The sequence below is a fragment of the Paenibacillus thermoaerophilus genome, from assembly GCF_005938195.1.
GTDB classification, from domain to species: domain Bacteria; phylum Bacillota; class Bacilli; order Paenibacillales; family Reconciliibacillaceae; genus Paenibacillus_W; species Paenibacillus_W thermoaerophilus.
Window position 1 is genome coordinate 116,082 of the sequence record NZ_VCQZ01000010.1, and the last position, 21,314, is coordinate 137,395.

The 21,314-nt window shown below is 57.7% G+C and carries 17 protein-coding genes; 4 read left to right on the forward strand and 13 right to left on the reverse strand.

The window, feature by feature from the left end; genetic code table 11:
• Nucleotides 1–45 precede the first annotated feature (45 nt).
• The 3 genes from FE781_RS09015 to FE781_RS09025 all read left to right on the forward strand — a co-directional run bounded on the left by FE781_RS09015 (nt 46) and on the right by FE781_RS09025 (nt 2,824).
• Nucleotides 46–738 carry a YqaA family protein gene (locus FE781_RS09015; protein WP_246068121.1) on the forward strand — a complete coding sequence of 231 codons (693 nt, stop codon included), beginning with the start codon at nt 46–48 and terminating at the stop codon, nt 736–738.
• Nucleotides 739–954: 216 nt separating this feature from the next.
• A complete protein-coding gene (locus FE781_RS09020; RefSeq protein WP_138789287.1) occupies nt 955–2,187 on the forward strand; it encodes an aminopeptidase in 1,233 nt (410 codons plus the stop codon).
• A 124-nt stretch (nt 2,188–2,311) separates the two neighbouring features.
• Nucleotides 2,312–2,824 (forward strand): hypothetical protein, encoded by a 513-nt coding sequence (locus FE781_RS09025; protein WP_138789288.1) that lies wholly within the window; start codon nt 2,312–2,314, stop codon nt 2,822–2,824.
• Between the two features lie 119 nt (nt 2,825–2,943).
• On the opposite strand, the gene FE781_RS09030 is transcribed toward FE781_RS09025, so the two are convergent.
• Nucleotides 2,944–4,110 (reverse strand): YecA/YgfB family protein, encoded by a 1,167-nt coding sequence (locus tag FE781_RS09030; protein ID WP_138789289.1) that lies wholly within the window; start codon nt 4,108–4,110, stop codon nt 2,944–2,946.
• A gap of 283 nt (nt 4,111–4,393) precedes the next feature.
• Nucleotides 4,394–5,536 (reverse strand): glycoside hydrolase family 88 protein, encoded by a 1,143-nt coding sequence (locus tag FE781_RS09035; protein WP_211346336.1) that lies wholly within the window; start codon nt 5,534–5,536, stop codon nt 4,394–4,396.
• A 116-nt stretch (nt 5,537–5,652) separates the two neighbouring features.
• Here FE781_RS09035 and FE781_RS09040 point away from each other — a divergent pair, with 116 nt between their 5' ends.
• Nucleotides 5,653–6,525, forward strand: a complete 873-nt coding sequence (locus FE781_RS09040) for an AraC family transcriptional regulator (RefSeq protein WP_170209485.1) — start codon at nt 5,653–5,655, stop codon at nt 6,523–6,525.
• Between the two features lie 213 nt (nt 6,526–6,738).
• Here the strand turns inward: FE781_RS09040 and FE781_RS17465 are convergent, their stop codons facing one another.
• The 11 genes from FE781_RS17465 to FE781_RS09095 form a co-directional block, all read right to left on the reverse strand.
• Nucleotides 6,739–6,909, reverse strand: a complete 171-nt coding sequence (locus tag FE781_RS17465) for a hypothetical protein (RefSeq protein WP_170209486.1) — start codon at nt 6,907–6,909, stop codon at nt 6,739–6,741.
• Nucleotides 6,910–6,966: 57 nt separating this feature from the next.
• On the reverse strand, nt 6,967–7,980 hold the full coding sequence (locus FE781_RS09045) for an extracellular solute-binding protein (protein WP_138789292.1): 1,014 nt from the start codon (nt 7,978–7,980) through the stop codon (nt 6,967–6,969).
• 73 nt (nt 7,981–8,053) lie between these two features.
• Nucleotides 8,054–9,133: an ABC transporter ATP-binding protein gene (locus FE781_RS09050; RefSeq protein WP_138789293.1), complete on the reverse strand. Its 1,080-nt coding sequence runs from the start codon at nt 9,131–9,133 to the stop codon at nt 8,054–8,056.
• A 19-nt stretch (nt 9,134–9,152) separates the two neighbouring features.
• Entirely contained in the window at nt 9,153–10,808 is a 1,656-nt protein-coding gene (locus tag FE781_RS09055) for an ABC transporter permease (RefSeq protein ID WP_170209487.1), read from the reverse strand.
• Nucleotides 10,809–10,842: 34 nt separating this feature from the next.
• On the reverse strand, nt 10,843–11,877 hold the full coding sequence (locus FE781_RS09060; protein ID WP_138789295.1) for an ABC transporter substrate-binding protein: 1,035 nt from the start codon (nt 11,875–11,877) through the stop codon (nt 10,843–10,845).
• Between the two features lie 28 nt (nt 11,878–11,905).
• Entirely contained in the window at nt 11,906–12,691 is a 786-nt protein-coding gene (locus FE781_RS09065) for a DUF3919 family protein (protein ID WP_138789296.1), read from the reverse strand.
• Between the two features lie 61 nt (nt 12,692–12,752).
• Nucleotides 12,753–14,168, reverse strand: coding sequence for a sensor histidine kinase (locus FE781_RS09070; RefSeq protein WP_170209488.1), 1,416 nt, complete (start codon nt 14,166–14,168; stop codon nt 12,753–12,755).
• A 5-nt stretch (nt 14,169–14,173) separates the two neighbouring features.
• Nucleotides 14,174–14,842 (reverse strand): response regulator transcription factor, encoded by a 669-nt coding sequence (locus FE781_RS09075; RefSeq protein WP_170209489.1) that lies wholly within the window; start codon nt 14,840–14,842, stop codon nt 14,174–14,176.
• 122 nt (nt 14,843–14,964) lie between these two features.
• Nucleotides 14,965–15,534, reverse strand: coding sequence for a beta-class carbonic anhydrase (locus FE781_RS09080; RefSeq protein ID WP_138789299.1), 570 nt, complete (start codon nt 15,532–15,534; stop codon nt 14,965–14,967).
• Nucleotides 15,535–15,985: 451 nt separating this feature from the next.
• Entirely contained in the window at nt 15,986–17,893 is a 1,908-nt protein-coding gene (locus tag FE781_RS09090) for a 3'-5' exonuclease (RefSeq protein ID WP_138789301.1), read from the reverse strand.
• A 130-nt stretch (nt 17,894–18,023) separates the two neighbouring features.
• Complete coding sequence (locus tag FE781_RS09095) at nt 18,024–20,579, reverse strand: PEP/pyruvate-binding domain-containing protein (RefSeq protein WP_138789302.1); 2,556 nt, start codon at nt 20,577–20,579, stop codon at nt 18,024–18,026.
• Nucleotides 20,580–21,314: the final 735 nt, after the last annotated feature.

Genomic DNA, 21,314 nt, shown 5'->3' on the forward strand with positions numbered 1-21,314 from the left:
CGGGAGGCGCCGCCCGGAAAGTCTCAGGAGAGGAGTCTGACCGATATCGAAGAGCTTGTTTCGTTTCTGGAGAAATTTGGCGCCTGGGGTTTGTTCATCCATTCGTTTATCGATGCCATCATCTTTCCGATTCCGGCTTTCTTTACGCAGGTTTCGTTAAGCATGGTCAATCCGCAATCCGCCTTATGGCTGGCGACCGTCGGATTTATCGCCTGTCTGCTGGGCACGCCGTTCGGTTATTGGATCGGCAAATCGCTCGGCCACGCGCTTCTGTATAAACTCTTGAAAAAGGAATGGATCGACTCGGCGACCGCCCTGTTTCAGAAAAACGGCGAAACCGCCATTTTGTTCGGCGCTTTTACGCCGATCCCGTTCAAGGTGTTCACGATTTTGTCGGGCTGTCTCGATTTCCCCCTCTGGCGGCTGATCGTCTATGCGGCTCTCGGACGCTCGGTCAAATTTTACGTTGTCGGCTTGCTGTTTTACGTTTATGGACGCGCGGCCGAAAACATGGTCCACAACGTCTCGATGTACGTATTCGCCGGGGCGGTGCCCCTGGCGGCGATCTACCTGCTGATCCGCCGGGCGATCCGGAACAAGAGAGCCGCCGCAGCCAAACCGGATGCGGAAGCCGGGGAGGCCGCTCCGACAAACGGCGATCCCGCCGTCCCCGCGGCCAAACCCAAGATCTCCGCGTTCGACCCGCCAAAGGACCGGGGGCATACGTTTACGGATTAACCGGAGCGTATCCGTTCCGCAGCCGCAAATGTGCGGATCGCGCCAACCGCTTGCCGGTTGACCTTCCTTCGCCGCCCGTCCCCGGCGCGCGAACCCGCCGGCGCCGCCCGCTCCGCCGTTCGGCGCCGGCGGTCTGTCCGATTTGAAATCGGATCGCGATAAGCTACAATACAATGAGACAGTAGGAATTGAACCCGAAATAAACGGAGGAATCCAATGATCTCGTTTCAGGAGAAATTGAACCGGTACGCCGATCTGATCGTCAACGTAGGCGTCCAAATTCAAAAAGACCAAAAGCTTGTGATCAACGCCACGCTGGACGCCGCCGAACTCGTGCGGCTGATCGCCCGCAAAGCTTACGAGGCGGGCGCTTATCTGGTGAAGGTCAACTGGACGGACGATGCGTTGACCCGCATCCGGTACGATCTTGCCCCGGACGAATCTTTTCTGGAGGAGCCCAAATGGTACGCAGGCGAAATGCTGGAGCTGGTTGAAAACAACGCGGCGGTCATCAGTGTCGTCTCTTCGGACCCCGATCTGCTTGTCGGCGTTCCGCCGGAACGCATCGCCAATTACAGCAAAACGTATGGCAAAGCGATGGACAAATTCCGCCAATACTCCCAGTCGGATAAATTCAGTTGGTGCGTCGTCGCCGCGCCTTCCCCGGCCTGGGCGGCCAAAGTATTCCCGGATACGCCGGCGGATCGGCAAGTGGAACGGCTGTGGGACGCGATCTTCCAAGCGGTCCGCGTCGACCGCGACGATCCGGTGGCCGCCTGGAAGGAGCATATCCGCACGCTGAACGAGAAATCGGACTATTTGAACGCCAAGCGATACCGCAAGCTCCGCTACCAAGCGCCGGGAACGGACCTGACGGTCGAGCTTCCGGAAGGGCATCTCTGGGTCGCAGCCGACAGCGTCAATGAGCGAGGCACTCCGTTTGTGGCGAATCTGCCGACGGAGGAAGTGTTCACCGCGCCGCTCGCCACCGGCGTGAACGGCACCGTCTCCAACACGAAGCCGCTGAGCTACGGCGGAAATATTATCGACGGCTTCAAGCTGACGTTCGAGAACGGCCGAATCGTCGACGTATCCGCCGAGCGGGGCTTGGAGACGCTCAAAAGTCTGATCGAGATGGACGAAGGCTCCCGATTGCTGGGCGAGGTCGCGCTTGTGCCGCACCGCTCCCCCATCTCCGAATCCAACATCTTATACTACAATACGCTGTACGACGAGAACGCGTCCTGCCACTTCGCCATCGGCAGCGCGTACGCTTTCAACCTGAAGGGCGGCAAGGAGATGTCCCAGGATGAACTGCGCAAAGCGGGACTCAACACCAGCATCACCCACGTCGACTTCATGATCGGTTCGCCCGAGCTGGATATATACGGCGTGACCGCGGACGGCACGGAAGAGCCGGTGTTCAAGCAAGGCAACTGGGCCATCTGAATGGCATACGGAACAAAGCGGCTGTGCGGATTTATGCCCGGCCGCTTTTTCTATGCATCCTGATCGGCCGAAAGTTCGTCAAAAGGGAAACTGCAATATTTTCCATGCGGAAGGAGGCCCTGATTTGAAACCATTTTTCCTCGTGCCGTTGTTCTTCGCCCTATTAGCCGCCGGCTGCACCGTTCCGTCCGTTGAGGGGGGACGCCCGTCTCTTCCCGAGAAGATGCCACCGGATTTCGCGTTTTCGCTGGAATTCGGCATCAACGGCCGGAATGCAGTGAATACCTTCGATCACACCGTAACCAAAGATCTGATCGCTGGCGGCGTCGTTACGGCGAACATCGCGCTGACGACGGAGGAGCTGGAGCAAATCTACGAGCGGATGAGAAAAATAAACATTGCCGACTCCAAAAAATTGATCCCCGACCGAAAAACATGCCTGCAAACTCCGCACGGCACCGACAAATGGAACATCCGGATCAACGGAAACACGATCACTCACCAGTGGTCCGGGGAATACTGCAACCCGACGCCCGACGCGCTGCAGTTGGGCGAGTTGCGGGACTTCGTCTTCGAGCTGGTCAAGGCCAAAGACGAATACAAACGTCTGCCCGAGGCTACGGGCGGTTACGATTAAGCGCCGCAAGCGCGGTTATTAGCAAAAAAAAGCTCCGGTCTCCCGGAGCTTTCTCCCGCCGAATCGCTCGGCTCCCGTCACGCTCCCCCGCCGCCGCGGCGCAGCGGGCGAAGCCTGCATCAACCCGAACAGCATTTTTTGAACTTTTTGCCGCTGCCGCACGGACACGGGTCGTTCCGCCCGATTTTCCGCCTCGTCTCCATCGAGATGACATCGGCCTTCTTGGCGGACTCTTCGGCCACGCTTGCGCGCTGCCGGAGGGCGGACAACTCGTCCGGCGAATAGCCCTTCAGCACCCACTGTCTCGTGCTGTTCATCAGCAGCACCAGCTTGTCCGTCAGGACCTTCATCGTGGCCTCGTCGGGCAGTTCGAGGGAGTCGCTTAAAATGCGCATGACTTCTCCCTGCGACAAGCCGTTCATCGCGGCTTCCGCGCACTCCTCCACCAAGCAATCGGCTTCTTCCCGGCTGATCTCGTAAATCGCCCGCAAAAAGCGGACGAGGTCGATGTAATATTGATTCTTCTCGATATAATCCGGCTCTGCCGCCTTCAGGATCTGGGACTTCGTCAGCGGATAAAATTCCAGCTCCGCCCGGAACTCCTGCTCGCCGACCACCTTCTCCGGGTCCGCAACGCGGCTGTGGGAGACGCGGTCGCCGGCATCAACCCGGATTTGCGCGTAATATTCCGAAGCTTCGCGGAGCACACCGGAAAATTCCGGCACGTCGACAGCCGCGCCCGTCAAGGCGGAGACGCGTTCCGCCAATTGTTCGACCGTCATCGTGCCGTAATAATAGAGCAGTCCCGCGGACAACCGGACCCATTCGGTATTGCGCACGGCGATCCCCTTGTTGTAGAGATTCGCCCCTTTTGCCCGGAACCAGGCCATCAGCTCCTCGGGAATCAGAACGACCCTCGTTTTGTCCACCGTACTCGGAAAGGCAATTCCCCGGTACCGGAAATAATCGTACTGCTCCACGGTAAGCAAAGGCTTCGCCCACCGCCCTTGTCCGTTTAATATTTTCTGGATGACCGTCCACCGTTCCCGATCCCAGTACCGGATGGTCTCCTCTTCGATCCTCTCGGGAACCAACCGCACCAGCGCTTCGATGAGAGCTTGCTTGTTCAGCGAGCTCAGACCGGGAATTCGCAGCTTCGTACGAATATATGTCAATTCATCCTTGGTCAATTTGCTCAGCGCATCCCCATACGAAACAGGGTAGGTCGATTCGGGCCAAAGCTTGTCCACCCATTGCTTGGTCCGTTTTTGCTTGATTGTCGTCATACCCTTGCACTCCTCGCCTTTATTGCATAAACTCTATCATAACGCATTCTGGCGATGAAGGGTACCCGACAAGAGTCACAAACCCATTTGGCCGGATATCCGCGGGTACAGCGCAAGCGTCGAATCACCCCCGCCCGCCATCCGCCGCCTCCCTTTTTGCGGATGCCTGCCGCAATGTCCCCGAGCCGAGACACGGAAAGCCCCGCTTCAGCCGGCTCGCGGCATCCTCAGAGGCCGTCGGGGGCTGTGCGGGGCTTATGCTGCGGACTACGGGCGATTCGCCTCAGGCCGTCCCGTCCGCCCGCTCGTACCAGTAGCCGGGCACGCCTTTCGCCAGGCGCATCAACGCCTCCAGGAAGAAATAATCGCCCCAGATGACGAAGTCGTCCGGCGACTGCCCGGCCCGGACGGAGTAGGAGCCGTGCCGGAGGAAGCCCTCCTCCTCTTCGTTCCCGGCCGTAAAGTAATGTTCCACGAGCGACGACATGGATTCATCCACCGCGCGAAGGAATATCTCCCGCTGGGGATCGCCCGCCTCCAGATGCTCCACAATCTCAAGCATGCCGCACGCCGCGATGGCGGAAGCCGAGCTATCCCTGGCCGTTCCCGGCTGCTGCGGAACGTCGAAGTCCCAATAGGCGACGCGGTCTTCCGGCAGATGGTCGATAAAATAAACCGCAAGCCGCTTGGCGGCATCCAAATATTCCGGCTTGCCGAAATAGCGGTAAGCCAGCGCGAATCCGTAAATACCCCAAGCCTGCCCCCTCGTCCAGGTCGAGCCGTCCTTGAAGCCTTGATGCGTGCCGCCCCGCAGCGAATCGCCCGTCTGCTGGTCGAAGTAGAACGTATGGTACGTGGAAGCATCCCCGCGAACGAGGAACCGCAGGCTCTTGTCCGCATGGATGCGGGCCGCCTCGGCCATCCGCACATTGCCCGTCTGCCCGGCCGCCCAAGCCAGCAGAGGCAGGTTCATCAGGCAATCGATGATGATGCGACCGCCGTTCTCGGGATCGTCCTTCGGGCCCCAGGCCTGCAAAATCTGCATGTTCTCTCTCCAGCGCTTCATCAGCGTGTCCGCCGCCCGCAGCGCCAGCTCCCGTGCGCCCTTGTCGCGCTCCACAATCCATTGGGCTTTGACGGACAGCGAGTACAGGAAGCCGATATCGTGATGATCCAGCTCCACATGCCGCTCCAGGCGGTCCTGGAAGGACCGCACTGTCCGCAACGCCGCCTCACGGAACGCCGAATCCCCGCTGTACTCGTAGCTCAGCCACAGAATGCCGGACCAGAACCCGTCCGTCCATTCCGTATTCGGATTAAGCCGGTACTTCCCGTCTCCCTCGCTGACATGGGGGAACAAGTCCCCGAACCGCGAGATGTTCGCCCGCGTCGTGCCCAGCGTTTGCTCGATCGCTTTCGTCCACATAGGAATGATCCCTCCGAATGATGACGGATATTGCTTCTCGCCATCATTATAGGGGTGATCCCATAACGCTTTGTTGTGCTAATATATATCTAAATTGCGAAAACGAGGGCGACGCTATGATGACGCAAGACCCGCGCAAAGACGCCGATCCCGGCGTATTACACTATGCTTACCGGGTGCGGACGCCGGCCTCCTACTGGTTCCACGCCCATCAGGGAATCGAGCTGCTGTACGTCTACGAGGGTCAAGGGGAAATCATGCTCGACAACCGGACCTACCCTCTGTCGGCCGGAACGCTGGTCTGGTTTCAGCCGTATCAGATGCACCGGGTGGAGGCGCCCCTTCACGCCGAACTGCAATATACGCGAACGATCCTGACGTTCGATCCGCATTTCCTGGAGCCGTATCTGGGCCCCTTCCCGGAGCTTCGATCCTACTTTTATTGGTTGTGGAAAGGCAATCTGCCGCAGCAGGTGTTCGCCGTTGCGGAAGACAATCCGCTGCCCGGCCTGCTGGACGAGCTGCACGAGGCAGTTGCGGACGGCTTGGAAGGAACGGAGGAGGATCACGCTCTGCTGTTGCTCCGGCTCATCCGCCTGTTGAAGCGCCGCGTGATGCCGGCGGCCCCGGCCGACGGCTCGGACAGCCGCCGCGTCCAGCGTTATATGGAGAGCATGCAGGAATGGCTGGAGCGCAACTTTCACCTGCCGTTCAGCCTGGAAGCGATGGCCTCCGACCTGCACCTGTCGCCGTACCACGTGTCGCATCTTTTCAAGAAAAGCACGGGCATGACGATCTCCCGCTACTTGACGCTTCGCCGCATCCGCGAAGCCTGTTCCCTGCTGGCCAACACATCGAAGTCCGTCCGCGAGATCGCCTGGGAGACGGGCCGGCTCAATTCCGCCTATTTCTGCAAAATATTCAAGGAGCATAAGGGCATGTCCCCCGAGAACTACCGGAAGGCGTTCAGGCAGAGCCGAAATGGATGATGGACGGCGGACAACCGCATAATCTCGCAGACTGGCAAACGCATATCCTGCTAGTATCCGAGAATAGAGGAGAGAAGCAGCGATGGTAAAAGGCAGGCGCAGGAACAAAGAGCGTACGATCAAGATCATCATCGTCAACGGGAATATCAGCATCCTGCAGCAAAGAGCGGAAGGCGGCGGGCAGATTCTCAAGAATGTCGGGAACAACGCCAATCAAGGCGGCCAGACTGCCGTCAAAGGACACGGACAGCCAATTTTAAATCCCAGTTCGCCAACGGCAACGGCCGAAGCGGCATCGCGGGAAAACGGAACGACAAATCCATCCAGATAAACAAAAAAGTCAAACGCAAAAAGCCCCGGCGTTGATTCCGCCATTTCAGACAAGAAAACCTCCGGGCCTCCATATCGGAGAGCCCGGAGGTTTTTATCGCGGTCGGACGCCTACTCCTTGACCGAACGCCACTTGCCCAGCAGCGTCTCCCGGTGCCGGGCGGCCACATCGAACCGGTACGAATGGAACATATGATCCAGATCGACGGAGGACAGCAGCGGATGAACGTCGATGTTCGGAAGCACCGGGAAGGAGAAGGCCGTGTTCATGTATTCGGTCTGCGTGTTCCGGGACAACACGAAATCGACGAGTTTTTTGGCTGCCGCCGTGTTGTTGCCGCTGTTCAGAATGGACACGGCTCCGATCTCCCAACCGGCCTGCGGCGGAATAAACGAGCGGATGGCGTACCCCGAATTCGTGAAGCGAAGCTGGTCGCCCAGGAAGTTGACGACGGCGGCCACATCTCCCGCGGCCAGCCGCTGCGCCGACACGAATCCGGCGAAGGAAGTCGATTGGCTCTGCTTTTTCAGCGCCTTCACCAGGCGCACCGCTTCGTCTTCGCCCCGCTGCTGGGCGAGCGAAGCGAGAAGCGTGTACCCGGTGCCCGACGTCTCCGGATCGGGGATGTCGATTTTCCCCCGGAGCTCGGGACGGAGCAAGTCTTCAAGCCGCTGGGGCAGCGGCAGCGAAGCCAACTGCGGGTCCCGGTTCCACACGGTCTGGTTCACCCCGATCGCCAGCACGCCCATGTACATGCCTGTCCAATATCCGTCTTTGTCTTTATACGCGGCGGGAATTTCACTGCGCATCGGGGAGGCATAACGGATCAGCTTCCCGCTGTTTTTCAACTGCTCGTGCAGATCCGCCGGTCCGCCAAGCACAACGTCCGTGCCGGTCTTGTTCATGGACAGCAGATGATAGCCGGCTTCGCCGCTGGACATGCGGATCATCTCGTAAGGCTGCCCCGTCGCCTGTTTGAACTTTTCCAGCAATACGCGCCCTTCATCCTCTTGAAAGATGACGTAAACTTTCAGCGTCTGGCTGCTTTTGGGAGCCGAGCAATAGGAATAGCCGGCAAGCGCGCCGGCGAGCAGCAGCACGATGAGGATGCCCCTTGTCCACACGCCAAACCGCCTCCCCGTATCCGTAGGGAAAAATTTGGTATCTATGTTCCGCGATCCGTCCCGGCTCTATGCCTCAGCCCGCCGTGCGGATCAGATGGATTTTGTCCGCCCCCGCGCGAATCTCCACCGTTCCTTCGAACGACGTCTGCCCGATGTCGTAGGCGTCCACGATCCATTCCGTCCCGTTGTCCCCGGCGAGGAAATAACGCTCCTTCTCCCCGAGGAACATCGACGATTTCACTACCGCGTCCATCCGGAACTCGCCCGCGTCCGGCTGGTTGATGCGGAGCGACTCGGGCCGTATGCACAGCAGCACCTGTTCCCCGACCGTCACCGGCTCGTCCGTGTGCAGCGTCACGGTTCGTCCCCGATCTCCGTATTCCACCGTGGCCGTCCGCTCTTCCTTCTCCCGCACGACGGCATCGACGAAGTTGGTTGTGCCGATAAAGTCGGCGACATACCGTGTGCGCGGCTTGTAATAAATCTCATGCGGCGTCCCGCACTGCTCGATCGCCCCTTTGTTGAAGACGACGATGCAATCGGACATCGACAACGCCTCCAGCTGATCGTGGGTCACATAGATGACGGTCAGCCCCAGTTCCCGCTGAATGGCGCGCAGTTCGACGCGCACCTCCTCCCGCAGCTTCGCATCCAGATTGCTGAGCGGTTCGTCGAGCAGGATGATCGGCGAGTTCATGACCAGCGCCCGCGCCATCGCCACGCGCTGCTGCTGCCCGCCCGACAACTGATGGGGGTAGCGTTCCTCCAGACCGGTCAGCTTCACCTTCGCCAGCGCGGCCCGCACGCGCTGCTGCACTTCTTCTTCCGGCCGCTTCTGAATATCGAGCCCGTAAGCGACATTGTCGAACACGGTCATATGCGGGAACAGCGCGTATTCCTGGAACACCATCGGGGTTCCCCGCTTGTGGGGGGGCAGATCGTTCATGAGCTTCCCGTCGATCCGGATTTCTCCCTCATCGAGGGTATAGAAGCCCGCGATCGAACGCAAGAGCGTTGTTTTTCCGCAGCCGCTCGGACCGAGAAACGTAACGAATTGGCCCCGTTCTATCTGCAGATGGATATGCTTGAGCACGTGATTGTCGCCGAACACTTTGTTCACGTTCTTCAGATCGAGCAGCACCTGAGCGCTCATTATGCCCACTCCCTGGATCTTAGAAATCGAATATTTTCACCTTGGACCGGAAGATCAGCTTGATTACGCCGAGCGTCGAGAGCGTGGCGAGCATGAGACCGACGGCCACGGCGGCGGCCCAGTAATACGTTCCGGTCTCCGCATAGTTGAAGATGGAGACGGCGGCCACAACCCATTTGGGGGTAATCAAAAACACAATCGTGCTCAAGGTGTTCATATTTTTCATAAACGCGTAGACAAAATTGGCGACGACCGTCTTCTGCAGCATCGGCAGCACGATGGTCGCCAGCGTCTTGCCGCTGTCCGCCCCCAGATTCGTCGCCGCTTCCTCGATCGACTTGTCGATCTGCTTGAACGAGGCGGTTAATCCGCGGTACCCGACCGGCATCTGCTTGAGCAGCATTGCCGCGATAATCAGGAGGGCCGAGCCTTGCAGCATGATCGGACCGGAGCTGAAGGCGATAATCAGGGCGAGTCCCACGAACGTGCCCGGCAGCGCGATCGGCAGGACGGCGGTAAAGTCAAGCGCTCGATGGCCCGGGAACGGCTTGCGCACGATGACGTAGGCCAGCACCAGCGCAAACGCGACCGCAAGCACGGAACTGATCAAGGACAGCACCAGACTGTTCAGAACGGCCGGACTGGACGGATTAAACACGACTTTCATGAGGTGGTCCAGCGTAAACGTATTGTCCCGCCCGAAATTCCGGGTGAAGGCGAACAACACCGTAATCGCGAACATCGCCAGGATAAACAGGGCGACCAGACTGTTAAAGGCCAATAACGCCAGATCCGTCTTCCTTGAAGTCGTGACGCGGACAAGCCCCGATACGGGTTTCCCCGTAATCGTCGAGTAGGAGCCTTTGGACAGCAGCTTGTTCTGCACCCAGAACACGACAAGCGCCGGAACCACCAGAATCATGCCCATCACCGAAGCGAGCCCCGGTTCGTTGTTCAGAATCTCGCCGTAAATCTCGACGGCCAGCAGCGAGTAGTTGCCGCCGATCAGCTTCGGATTGCCGAAATCCGCGAAGCAGTTGATCGCCACGAGCAAGAAGGCGTTCAGAATGCCCGGAAGCGACAGCTTGAGCGTAATCGTGCGGAACAGCCTGAACCCCCGGGCCCCCAGGTTTTGCGCCGCGATCTCCAGATTCGGCGAGATGGACCGCAGCACCCCGGTCATCGTCATATACGCCAGCGGGAAATACGATATCGTCTGCACGATCAGCAGCCCGGGCAAGCCGTACAAGTCGAGTTCGACGTCCAACCACGACTTGAGCCACTGGGAGACCACCCCGCCCCGGCCGAACAGCAGCAGGAACGCGAGGCCGCTCATCACCGACGGGGCGAGCAAGGGCAGAAAAGCGACAAACCGAAAAAAACGTTTGCCGGCCATATTGCTGTAATTGACGGCGTACGCGTACACAAAGCCGACGACGGTCGCCAGAAGAGCGGAAAGCGTGGAACTGACGACCGTGTTCATCAGCGCGGTTGCGTATCGGCTCTTGCCGAAAAACGTCCTCCAGTCTTCCGCGTCCGGAATGTAGACGACATACGCCAGCGGATACAGCACAAACAGAATCAGAAGCGCCGAACTGATCAGGATAAGCAACAAGGAAGAAGGATCTCTCATGAGCCTGCCGACCGATTCCCCGATGCCGTTCTTCTCCTTCATAGGGGGCAAGCTACCACCTTTCCGGGACATCTCATTATTTCAGATCCTTCAGCGCGTCCTGAAGCTCTTTCCGCTGCTCCGCCGCCGTCCACAAGCTGTACGATTGGTTGTACTTCGTCGTTTTGATATCGATGCCGCCCGGGGGGACCGGCACGGAAGGTTTCACCGACACCGCGTACGCCGATTGGGTGTAGATGAGAGCCGGTTTTTCCGTCAGCATGAAATCCATCAGCTTGCGGGCCGCCTCGGTATTCGGTCCGCCCTTGACGATGGACAGTCCGCCCACCTCGTACCCCGCCGCCTCGGGTACGATGCTGACGATCGGATTGCCCTGGTTTTTGATTTTCAACTGGTCGCCCAGGAACGTGATGCCGATCGTGTATTCGCCTTTGGCCGCCTTCTGGATCGGTTCGATGCCGGATTTCGGCCGCTCCTTGAGGTTCGGCAGCAGCTGCTTCATATAGGTCAGCATCTCGTTCTTGCCCCACACTTGCGCCAGCGAAGCGACCGCCGTGTAAGCGGTTCCGGAAGTGGCCGGGTCGGACATCCCGATCTCGCCCTTGAATTTGGGGTCCAGCAAGTCTTTGAAACTTTGCGGATACGGGTCGGACCCGTATTTTTCCTTCCATCGCTGCTCGTTGATGCCGATCGCCACCGGATTCAGATAAAATCCCGTCCAGAAGCCGTCCTTGTCCTTCATATTGTCGGGAATATCCTTCGCGTTCGGCGAGATGTACGCTTCCAGAGCGCCCGCCTTCTTCAGCACTTCGTGCGAATCGGCCGGGCCGCCCATCAGAAAGTCGGCCTGCGGCTTGTTCATTTCGTTCTGGACCCGCGAGACCGCTTCGCCGCTCGGCAGACGCAAAATATCGTAGTCGATGCCGGTCTCGGCCTTGAATTGATCCAGAATTTTACGCGCTTCCTCCTCCTGGAAGATCGAATACACCGTAATTTTGCCTTGCGATTTGCCTCCGATCCAACCGGATTTGTACAGGAAAAATCCGGCAATCAGCACAACGGCGATAACGGAGACAATCATGACCGTGCTGTTCTTCTTCCTTCTGGCCATCTGGACAACCGCCCCTTCACGAATAATGTCAGGAGGAGCTGTTCAGCTTGAAATAGGCCCTTTGGTTGGTCTCGTCCCACAGATCGAATACGACGATGTAAGCGTTGTCGAAAACATCCGCGTGCAGCCAATGCCTCTGGTCCTCCCCGCCGTCGGGCAACTGCACGACGTAATGGGCGTCGGGCCGCCGGTTCATGAACTCGAATCGGCTGAAGTCGATGACGCGGGTCGCCGACCGGAACCGCTCCGCCAGCGCCGACCGTTCCTCCTGCGCAAGAGGCGTCAGGTTCCCGCTGTGCAGCGCGAATACCTGGTTGCCGACCGCTTCCATCGCCGTCCCGACGGCGGCCGGCGTGAGCGCCTTGTCGATCAGCGTGTTTTGCAGCTTGCGGATTTCGGCGCTTATATTCAGCGAATTGACGGCGCGGTCGCCGAAGCGGAAAGCGTTCGTCCCGATTCGAAAAGGAACGTCCTCCTGATCCAGATACGCGATGGAACCCGTAAGCAGCAGGCGGGGAGTCTTGCTCTGGCCGTCGTACGTTCCGCCCGCGAGCAACCCGAGAAACGAAGCCTTCAGTTTCAGCAATTCCTTCGGATCATGGATCGAGACGGTGCCCAGCCCCGGGTAGTTTACATCGATTCTCATCGGGACTCCGGCAAACAGATCGCGTCCGTCCTGCCCCGGAGACACCGTGCGCACTTCATCCACCGGCAGGCGGAACACGTAGGCGCAGAGGCCGAGCAGCAGGCAGCCGATCGCGATTTGCAGCAGGATCAGACGAAACCATGAAAGCCCTTTCTTCTCCTCCGGCATTTACTTTACACCCCTTTTATCTCAAAAAAATCATCGGTTTGTATCAGATTTGTAACAGCGTTTACATGGGATTGTACAGGTTGAACAGCAGCTCGACTTCCGTTCCGCGATGAACGCGGCTTTCGATGCGGATGCTGCCGCCTTGCAGCTCCATCAACTGCTTGCACAGCGACAAGCCGAGCCCGTGCGATTGCGCGGAGATCACGCGGCTGCTCCGCTGCTCCGAAGGCGCGAACAACGCCGTCAGGTCGCGCTCCGGGATGCCTTTGCCGTTGTCGGCGATCCGTACGCGGCCGCGGCCTTCGCGCTCGTCCACGGCAATGCGCAGCCGGGTGCATTGGCTGTGCTTGATCGCGTTGTCGATAACGTTAAACAGCACCTGCCGGGTGCGCGCCGGGTCCAGATAAACTTCGCACGGCGCAACCTCCACCCGGGTCTCGATCGACGATTTGTCCAGCGTGGGCTTTAAAATGCGCAAGCTGTCCGCGATCACTTCGGACAATTCCGCGCGCTCCAGCCTGACGCTCCAGGCTTCGTTTCCTTTTAGCGAGGTTTGCAGCAGCTCTTCCATCATGTCGAGAAGACGGACGCTCTCTCTGCGGATGTAACCGCTGCATGTGCGGATATCGTCCAGCCGATCCAGCTTGGCGATCAGTTCGGAGAACCCGATGATCGACGTGAGCGGCGTTTTGAATTCGTGCGTCATATTGTCGTAGAACGCTTTCTGCTTCCCTTGTTCATGGCGCAGCATGGCGATATGCTGCTCCAGCGCGTCGGACATCTGGTTGAAATTGTTCGCCAGCTCGTGGATCTCGTCCCGGCTGTTGACGGTCACCCGCTTGCTGAAATCGCCGACGGACACCCGCTTGAGCGCTTGCTTCAGGTCATGCAGCGGCTTCATCAGTATCGAGAAGATGGAGTAGCTGGCGAGCAAGGAGATAAGAAGGCAGCCCAGCGCCACGCCGATGAACCAGTACCGCATCTGCGCGAGCGTCTCCATGTGCTGGTTCAGATTCAGCAAGTAGCGGAATCCGCCCACAATCTTTCCCTCGTACCAGAAGGGGGCGGCGTATATCAAATACCGCGTGTCGTCCGCTTCCGCAAGGACGGTGGCCGTCTGTCCCGCCAACGCGGTTCCGATATCGCCGCGCTTGAGCAGATTGTCCATATCCTCGCTGTTGCCGACGATCGTCTCCTCCGCGTCGAACAGTTGCACCTGGAAGTTGCTGTTGGCGGCGAGATGGGAGGCGATCAGCGGAGCGTAAGCCCCGGAGAACAATTGCTCGATGTCGATTTTTTTATCGTTTACGATTTTCAGCACCTCGATGCGGTGCAGCGCGAAATATTGGCTTAACGTTTGCGTATCCCGTTCGATCATGCTTCGGCTCAGCGTATGGTTGACGATGAAGTACATGACCGCCAGCAGCATGACAATAATCACGGCATGCTGGATAAACAGCTTGTTTCGCAGTCCCATGAGCGTCATACCTCCAGCTTGTAGCCCAAGCCGTGTACGGTGGCGATCAGATGGCCGTAAGGCTTCATTTTTTCGCGCAGACGTTTGACCATCATATCGACGGAGCGGGTCTGCCCGTAATATTCCAGCCCCCACACCCGATCCAAAATTTGCTCGCGGGTGAACACCTGCTTCGGATGGGAGCACAAGAGCCACAAGAAGTCGAACTCTTTGCTGGTCGTCCGGACCGGCTTCCCGTCCAACTCGAACGAACGCTCGCGTCTGTTCATGGCGATGGCGCCGATCCGGATCTCCTCTTCCTCGCCCGATTGCGCTTTCATCCGCCGCATGACCGCCCGAATCCGCACGGTCAGTTCGCGGGTCTCGAACGGCTTGGTCAAATAATCGTCGGCTCCCAGCTGGAATCCGAGGATTTTGTCGTTCATTTCATTTTTGGCGGTAAGGACGATCACCGGAACCGACTGGTGCCGCTGCTGCAGCATTTGAAGAAACTCGAATCCGGAACGGTCGGGAAGCATCAGATCGAGCAGGATCAGATCCGGACGCCGGCGCTCCAGCTGCTCCATCCCCGCGGCGGCCGTGCTGACGACAGTCGTATGGAATCCCTCGACCTCCAGACTGAGCTTGAGCAGCATCTGAATGGCGGGATCGTCTTCGATGATCAACAGGTTCATGGATGGACACACCCTCGTCTCGAATCGTTCTGCAATCCAAGCCCTTGACGGGCACCGCAATCCGCATTCCGGTGTTTGCAGCAAAGACTCCTGCCGGACAGGAGTCTTTTGCATGTTTGGCCTTATGGTTCTTCCCGGTAATCCTCCACGATCACTTCAAGCGCCCCTGTCACCGGGTCGATGACGAAGCCGCTTACGGGAACGGCCTTCGGGAACAGCGGGTGCTTGCGGATCATCCGGACGCTGTGCATGACGCCCTCCTCGGCGCTGCCGAACCCGCGCAGAAACTTCTCCATGCGGATGCCGGCATTCTCCAGCGTCTCGATCGCCAGCGGGTCGATGCCGTGCTCGGCGAACTTCCGCACCATGCCGCCGGCGTCCAGATTCGTCATGCCGCAGCCGTGATGGCCGATGACGAGCACCTCGCGCGCGCCCAGCTCGTACACGGCCACCAATATGCTGCGCATGGCGCTTCCGAACGGCTGGGTCAGGATGCCTCCGGCGTTTTTGATGAATTTGGCGTCTCCGTTCTTGAAGCCTAACGCTTTGGGCAGCAGCTCGACCAGCCGCGTATCCATACAGGTCAGCACCGCCACCTTTTTATCCGGGTATTTATCCGTCATATAGGCTTCGTACTGTTTTTCTTCGACGAATTTCCTGTTGAACTCCAACAGGCTTGGCACGATGGACATCCTGATCAACCTCCCTGACGCTTGTCTCCATTATTTCGGGAGACCGCCCTCGCGTCAAATGGAGAATTCGGGATCGCGCGGCTGACAGCACAGCATCGCGGTAGCCCCTTCCGCTTAAGCGTCGTCCTGTACGTAACCAGACCTAATTCCCTTGCGTATCGCTCCACCGTATTTCGGACACTCTCATACTTCACCCCGATCGAAAATACAGCGTCGATCACGCAGAAAGGCAAGCTCCGGTAATCATATTCCGGCGGCAATGCGGCTTCCTTCAGATTAAACAGCTTCTCGCACTGCTCGATAATCGTTTTGACTTCCGCTGACATCGTTTCTTCTCCGTTTCCGCAAACGAACCGATCCCGACGGGAAGCATGCGGAAGGAACGGAGTTGTCCCCCGGGGAAAGCAGGGGCCCCTCACGCCCCCCGCCGCCGGCGCGTTCGCCTGCTGCTTTAGCCGGATTGCATCTGGTTTGCGGCTGGCTTGGCCCGTTGTTGAACGACTCGATCCAAATACCGTGTAAACTTGGATTCGCCGCTGTATGTAAGAAACAGCCATTCCAGAGCCCGGGTCATTCCTATATAGAATAAAGCCACTTCCCGCTCCTCCGCTTGTTCGAGCGGAAACGGCATATTCTCGATATTTACGATAAAAACAGCGCGAAAATCAAGACCTTTGGCGCTGTCGATTGTGGATATTTTTACGGTTTTCTCGTCCCTTACAAAATTGCGTTTGGACGATGCGTTCTCGGTGACCCACGTATACGGAAGTTGATGCTGGACCAGACTTTGGACGATTTCATCGATATATGAGGTATGATGGCTGTTTTTTACCCGGTATAAGATTGCGATGTCCTGTAACGGTATCTGTTTTTCGCGGTTGAGGAAGAGGATCGATTTGGACACAAAATTCATTTCCTCCTGGATACTCCGGAAGGTCTGAATAATCGGTTCCGGACCTTTCCGTTTGGTCGCCTGAGGAGGAACGATTTCGACTCCTTCCACCGTGCCTTCCTGGACTTTATTTTTCAACTGCGAATGTTCCTGATAAAAATCCCAGGCAAACTGGATAATCTGCGCCGTGTTTCGATAATTGATGGAAAGAATTTTCGAGCGGCCTCTGAAATCAAGACCGACATCCTGCGCCAAACTCGTTTTCCGCTTGAAGATCGATTGCGCCCGATCCTCGACCAGAAGCAGCGATTGCGTATCCGGGTTCAGACAACAGCACAATAGTTTAAGCCAGTCCGCCTCAAAATCCTGGCCTTCATCAATCAGGATCGCATCGTAGGTGGGCAGAATCGCTTCGCCTTTTTGGGCTTTATCCAGCAGGAACGGTATGTCGTTATCCTGCATCCGCAGGCAATTTCTCAGCCATTCATGAAAGTTATACACCTCTACATTCGATTGGTTCCGACCTTCCGCAGACGGGGGGTTAAGCAGATCCAACAAATCGTCGGGCTCGTTCAACATTCGTTCGATCATTTGCCGCAAATTTCGGGACAGCGGAATCCCGTAACATACCACAAGAATTTTCCAATCCGGATGCTCCTTGGCCAGCATCTTGGCACGGCTCGCCAGCACAAGCGTTTTTCCGCTTCCGGCCACTCCGCGAATAAGGCGATGCTTGTCTCCGATCTGTTTGGCCATGTTCTCTTGGTGCAGGTCCATCGTTTTGATGTTGTGCAGAGAAAGGAGCAGTTGATCCTGGTGTTGAACAGGCGGCTTAAACTCGGCGCTGATCCGCACTTCGGGAAACAGATGGAAACGGACGGCTTGTATGTCTTCATGCGTTAACTTGGTTTTTCTCGGACTCCATACGGTAAACATGCCGTGGATTTTCTCCAATAAGATGTCGGCGGCAAAACCTTCCTCGTCCGGATCGATCTCGTCCCTGCACAAGACAAATGGCGGTTCGATCACTTGGTATAGGCCATGCTTGATAAAATCTTCTTGTTTGAGACGGGTGAAGACGGTACCGTAGCCGTAAGGGAATTTCAAATAGGAACCGTGGTCGGACAACAGATTTTTATCCCTTTTCAGGTGATCCGTTATGAATCGGGCGTAGTCCCTCGCTTGCTTGAAGGGACTTTTGGTTTTGACCAGCTCGCCCGCCGTATTGCGAAGTACCCATTCGTCCTGATTGACCTGGTAGAGCGTGCTCTTGGTATAATCCTTCACTTCGAGGACAACCAGCCCCAAATCGGGTCCCAAGATGACAAAATCGGGTCTTCTTCCCCGAATCTCAGGCTCATAATATACGATATAGTCGCTCGGCAAATGATCTCGAAGGCTGTCGAACAAGATGCGTTCCCCCGCAGTAGCCGTCCTCCGGATCGTCTCCGGTATCATATAAGCCATAGTCCGTCTCTCCTAGCGCAGTGCCTAATCTCACGATCTATTATAATACGGCCGGCCCGGTTGAATATACAAAGATTGACAAAATCCCGCATTTCTCAATCATTTAACCTGGACCGACCGCCTTGAGATGTTACCGGCACAGCAGCGTCTGCGTCACGATGTCCGAGAAGATTTCCATCCCCGGAGTTTCCGCCACGTGGATGACGTCCGCAAACGGCTCGCTCTGGGGCGAGATGGAAGCCAGCACGTTTTCCTTCCCCAGGACATATTCCGGATTAAACACGACATCGGGCTGTCCGTCGAATATAGCCGCGTAGAATATCCCCGTCTCCACCAGATCCTGAAAAAAGTGGCTGCCGTACGACAGCTCGGGCATCATGCCCGACTCGCTGGAGGCCGTCTCGCAGATGACCGCCATGTGGCAAATCTCCGAGAAATGAACGGGCACCCCCAACGAAGGCGTGGTCGTTCCCCAGCGGCCCGGGCCGACGAGCATGGCGCCCCGCCCCTTGAGCTTGGCGTTGAGGATGCCGATCTGGCGAGCCACCGCGTATTTCCCCTGCTCGCTCCGCTCCAGGTAAGCCTGCGGCCGGACATAGACGACATAGTCGATCGGCAACCGTACGTTGCCCCCCATGAAGTTTCCTTTCGCGGAGAAGAAGCAGTCACGACGGTCCGTGAGCTGCGGAATCTCAACCGGCTTGCCCAATCCCCGGGTCTGCAAGGGGCGGCATTGCAGCAGGTTGACCTTAAAGCGGTGGTCGGCCGTGAAATTTGCCGTGAATTCGATATCGACCGGATACTCGTATACCTGGGACAACAGAGCCAGCATCTCCCGCATCAGCTCCGGGAATTCCGAATGCTTCAGCAGCTTCTGGAAGTCGAGCAGATACGGCACGCTTCGCCCGCTGCGGCCCAATTCCCGCAATCGGTTCATCCTCTCGTAATCGGCCGAGGCGAACAGTTCTTTATCCGCCTTGATGTCGAGCGACATGACGTCATCCAGGCCGCGGCTCGTCAGCGCGTTGTCTCTCAGGGACAGCACATCGACGTCGTGCTGCGAATATTTCCGGAAATCCTCCGCCATCATCGGCGGCAGACGCGAGGGATGATCCAGACTGACGATCCGGACGTAATCGCCGACGGTCCGGTCGACCGCCCTCGTGCCGAGACCGAATACCAAACGCAGCATGCCGGCGTCCATATCCATCTGCCTGTCCCATACGTACAAGTTGGAAGAATTGCCGATGCCGGCGAGATGGGGGAAAAACAGCTCCCGGTAATGATCCCCCGATACGCGCTGCACCAGAATCGCCATCTGCTCGTCCCGGTCGAACAGCCCCCGGTTCATCCGGTACTGAAGAGCATCCTCGTTCATGCTGCTGGCGTAGACGATCCGGACCGCCTGCTCGAACGCTTCGTAACGTTCCTCCGGCGTGCCCTGGTTCACGCAGAACACGCTCTCGTATTTGCCGGCGAAGGCGTTCCCGAAGTTATCTTCAAGGAGGGAGCTGGACCGCACGATAATCGGGGATTGCCCGAAATGCTCCAGCATCTGGACGAACTTCTCCCGGATGTTCTCCGGAAACTTCCCGCGAAGCAGCTTCTCCTTCAGCTCGGGGGCGTACCGGAAGTAACCTTCCTCCGTCTTTTGCTTGACCCTCAGCTTCCACCAGCCGTTCTGCACGATATAGGTGTAATACACATCCGCGCCCAGATAGTAGGAATCATGCGGCTCCAGATAAGGCGAGAAGCGGCCCTCTCCCTCCCGCTCCAATATTTTGCGGGCGAGCAGCAGGCCGACGCTTTTGCCCCCGATCAAGCCCGATCCGACCACTCTGGACCCGATCGCCAAAATATCTTCCAGCGTAAAATACCGGTCGCACAACTTGAACATTCTTGATTCGCGATCGTGGCCGATCAGCATCGACATCAGCAGACGCTTGGTCTCTTCCTGCCGTTCGGGCGTATCCGCCAGCGCTTCTCGGGCTTGTTGAAACAGCGTGTCCCAATAATCGAGCCGCTCCCCGCCGCGGTGAATACGGGAGAACAACTCGGCCGACTCCGCGCTGGCCGTGATGCAGACCGCTTCCTGATCCCGGATGAGATGAGGGAAGAACATGGTGGGGGAATACCGGTTTTGCGCTTTGAGGGGGTGAATATAGAAATGGCCGTTCACCTGATACAGATCCAGCAGAACTTGTGTCGTCTCGCGGATTCTGGCGACGGTGCTGTACGTATGGGCATTGCGTATGATCGCAAAATACGCGACCGTATCCAGCTCGTACAGAAACGGACAGGAAACGTTAAAAAAGTTGCCGATCATCAAATCCGAATGCCAATACTTGAGCAGATCCGTCAGGCAATCGAACACGTAAAAGGTTTTCCGCCCCTCCTGCTCGATCAGGCTGTGCACCGCCGTCGCAAAGCTTTCAAAGCCCCGACGGGCGTCAATCTCCACGATTTTAACCGAAGGGCTGTCCCCCAGCAGCGGTTCGTGGCTGCCGAAACGGACGTAGACCAGCTTGCGGTTGTCCCGCTTCGACTGCTCCACATACGGGTCCACCACCTTCTTGAAATCCGCTACGGAATCGACCTGCCAGACGACGTTGTCTCCCAGCCGGAGCTTGTCGATCGCTTGATCGAAGCCCGCCATGCCTGTGCTTGCCTTGTCGCGTAAGTCCATCGCGCTCCTCCTGTGCCCAAAAGGTGCTTTCATCCCTATTATATCACCCATTGGCGCAAGCAGACGGAGGCAGGCCGTTGGAGCCATTCGCCCCATCGCCTCCGAATCATGGAATCGTATCCGACAAATCGGCACCGGGATATTTTTATTCGCAGGACAGGCGGAAGAATTGTCCAGCCGCATAAGGCCTAGTCGGGAAATTCCGTTCACGTGCGGATTCCCGATCACCGCGAAGATAAACTGGGCGCGGGAAGAACGTTGGAAGGGATTGCGCCGTGAGGGCCAAGCTCCCCCCGGCGAACACCGTATTGGCGTATTGGCGTTTTCGCGTGGCATCATTGTGCGCCCGCGCCTTCGGCGAAGCGTTCAGGATCGAACCCGGGCGCAGTCCACATCGAATGTACGCATGGGCGCACGCCATAGCCAAAAGGGAGTGCCGCCAGTGAAACCGCGTGGGGAGCGCTTCGAAGAGATGCTCGGAAGCGGAGCGTTGCGTCCGCTGCCGCAACCGCCCGCGATCTGACCTGCGGCGGCCATTGCGACAGGATGGTCACGGAAGAACCATCAAGCCGCGAAAAATGGCGCCATTGCGCGTCGATCCCCATATTTGCAGCTAGAATAAAAAGTGGACACCAGCTTAGGAGAAGCTTGATAATAAGCTTATCTAGGAGGTGTTCACATGGGTGAACAACGGCAGCATTACAACGAAGAGTTTAAACAACGCACGGTGAAGTA

Coding starts and splice junctions, on each gene's coding strand:
- FE781_RS09020 (WP_138789287.1), top strand. CDS start 955: ATGATCTCGTTTCAGGAGAAATTGAACCGGTACGCCGATCTGATCGTC.
- FE781_RS09030 (WP_138789289.1), bottom strand. CDS start 4,110: ATGACGACAATCAAGCAAAAACGGACCAAGCAATGGGTGGACAAGCTT.
- FE781_RS09035 (WP_211346336.1), bottom strand. CDS start 5,536: ATGTGGACGAAAGCGATCGAGCAAACGCTGGGCACGACGCGGGCGAAC.
- FE781_RS09040 (WP_170209485.1), top strand. CDS start 5,653: ATGATGACGCAAGACCCGCGCAAAGACGCCGATCCCGGCGTATTACAC.
- FE781_RS09050 (WP_138789293.1), bottom strand. CDS start 9,133: ATGAGCGCTCAGGTGCTGCTCGATCTGAAGAACGTGAACAAAGTGTTC.
- FE781_RS09055 (WP_170209487.1), bottom strand. CDS start 10,808: ATGAAGGAGAAGAACGGCATCGGGGAATCGGTCGGCAGGCTCATGAGA.
- FE781_RS09060 (WP_138789295.1), bottom strand. CDS start 11,877: ATGGCCAGAAGGAAGAAGAACAGCACGGTCATGATTGTCTCCGTTATC.
- FE781_RS09065 (WP_138789296.1), bottom strand. CDS start 12,691: ATGCCGGAGGAGAAGAAAGGGCTTTCATGGTTTCGTCTGATCCTGCTG.
- FE781_RS09070 (WP_170209488.1), bottom strand. CDS start 14,168: ATGGGACTGCGAAACAAGCTGTTTATCCAGCATGCCGTGATTATTGTC.
- FE781_RS09075 (WP_170209489.1), bottom strand. CDS start 14,842: ATGAACCTGTTGATCATCGAAGACGATCCCGCCATTCAGATGCTGCTC.
- FE781_RS09080 (WP_138789299.1), bottom strand. CDS start 15,534: ATGTCCATCGTGCCAAGCCTGTTGGAGTTCAACAGGAAATTCGTCGAA.
- FE781_RS09090 (WP_138789301.1), bottom strand. CDS start 17,893: ATGGCTTATATGATACCGGAGACGATCCGGAGGACGGCTACTGCGGGG.
- FE781_RS09095 (WP_138789302.1), bottom strand. CDS start 20,579: ATGGACTTACGCGACAAGGCAAGCACAGGCATGGCGGGCTTCGATCAA.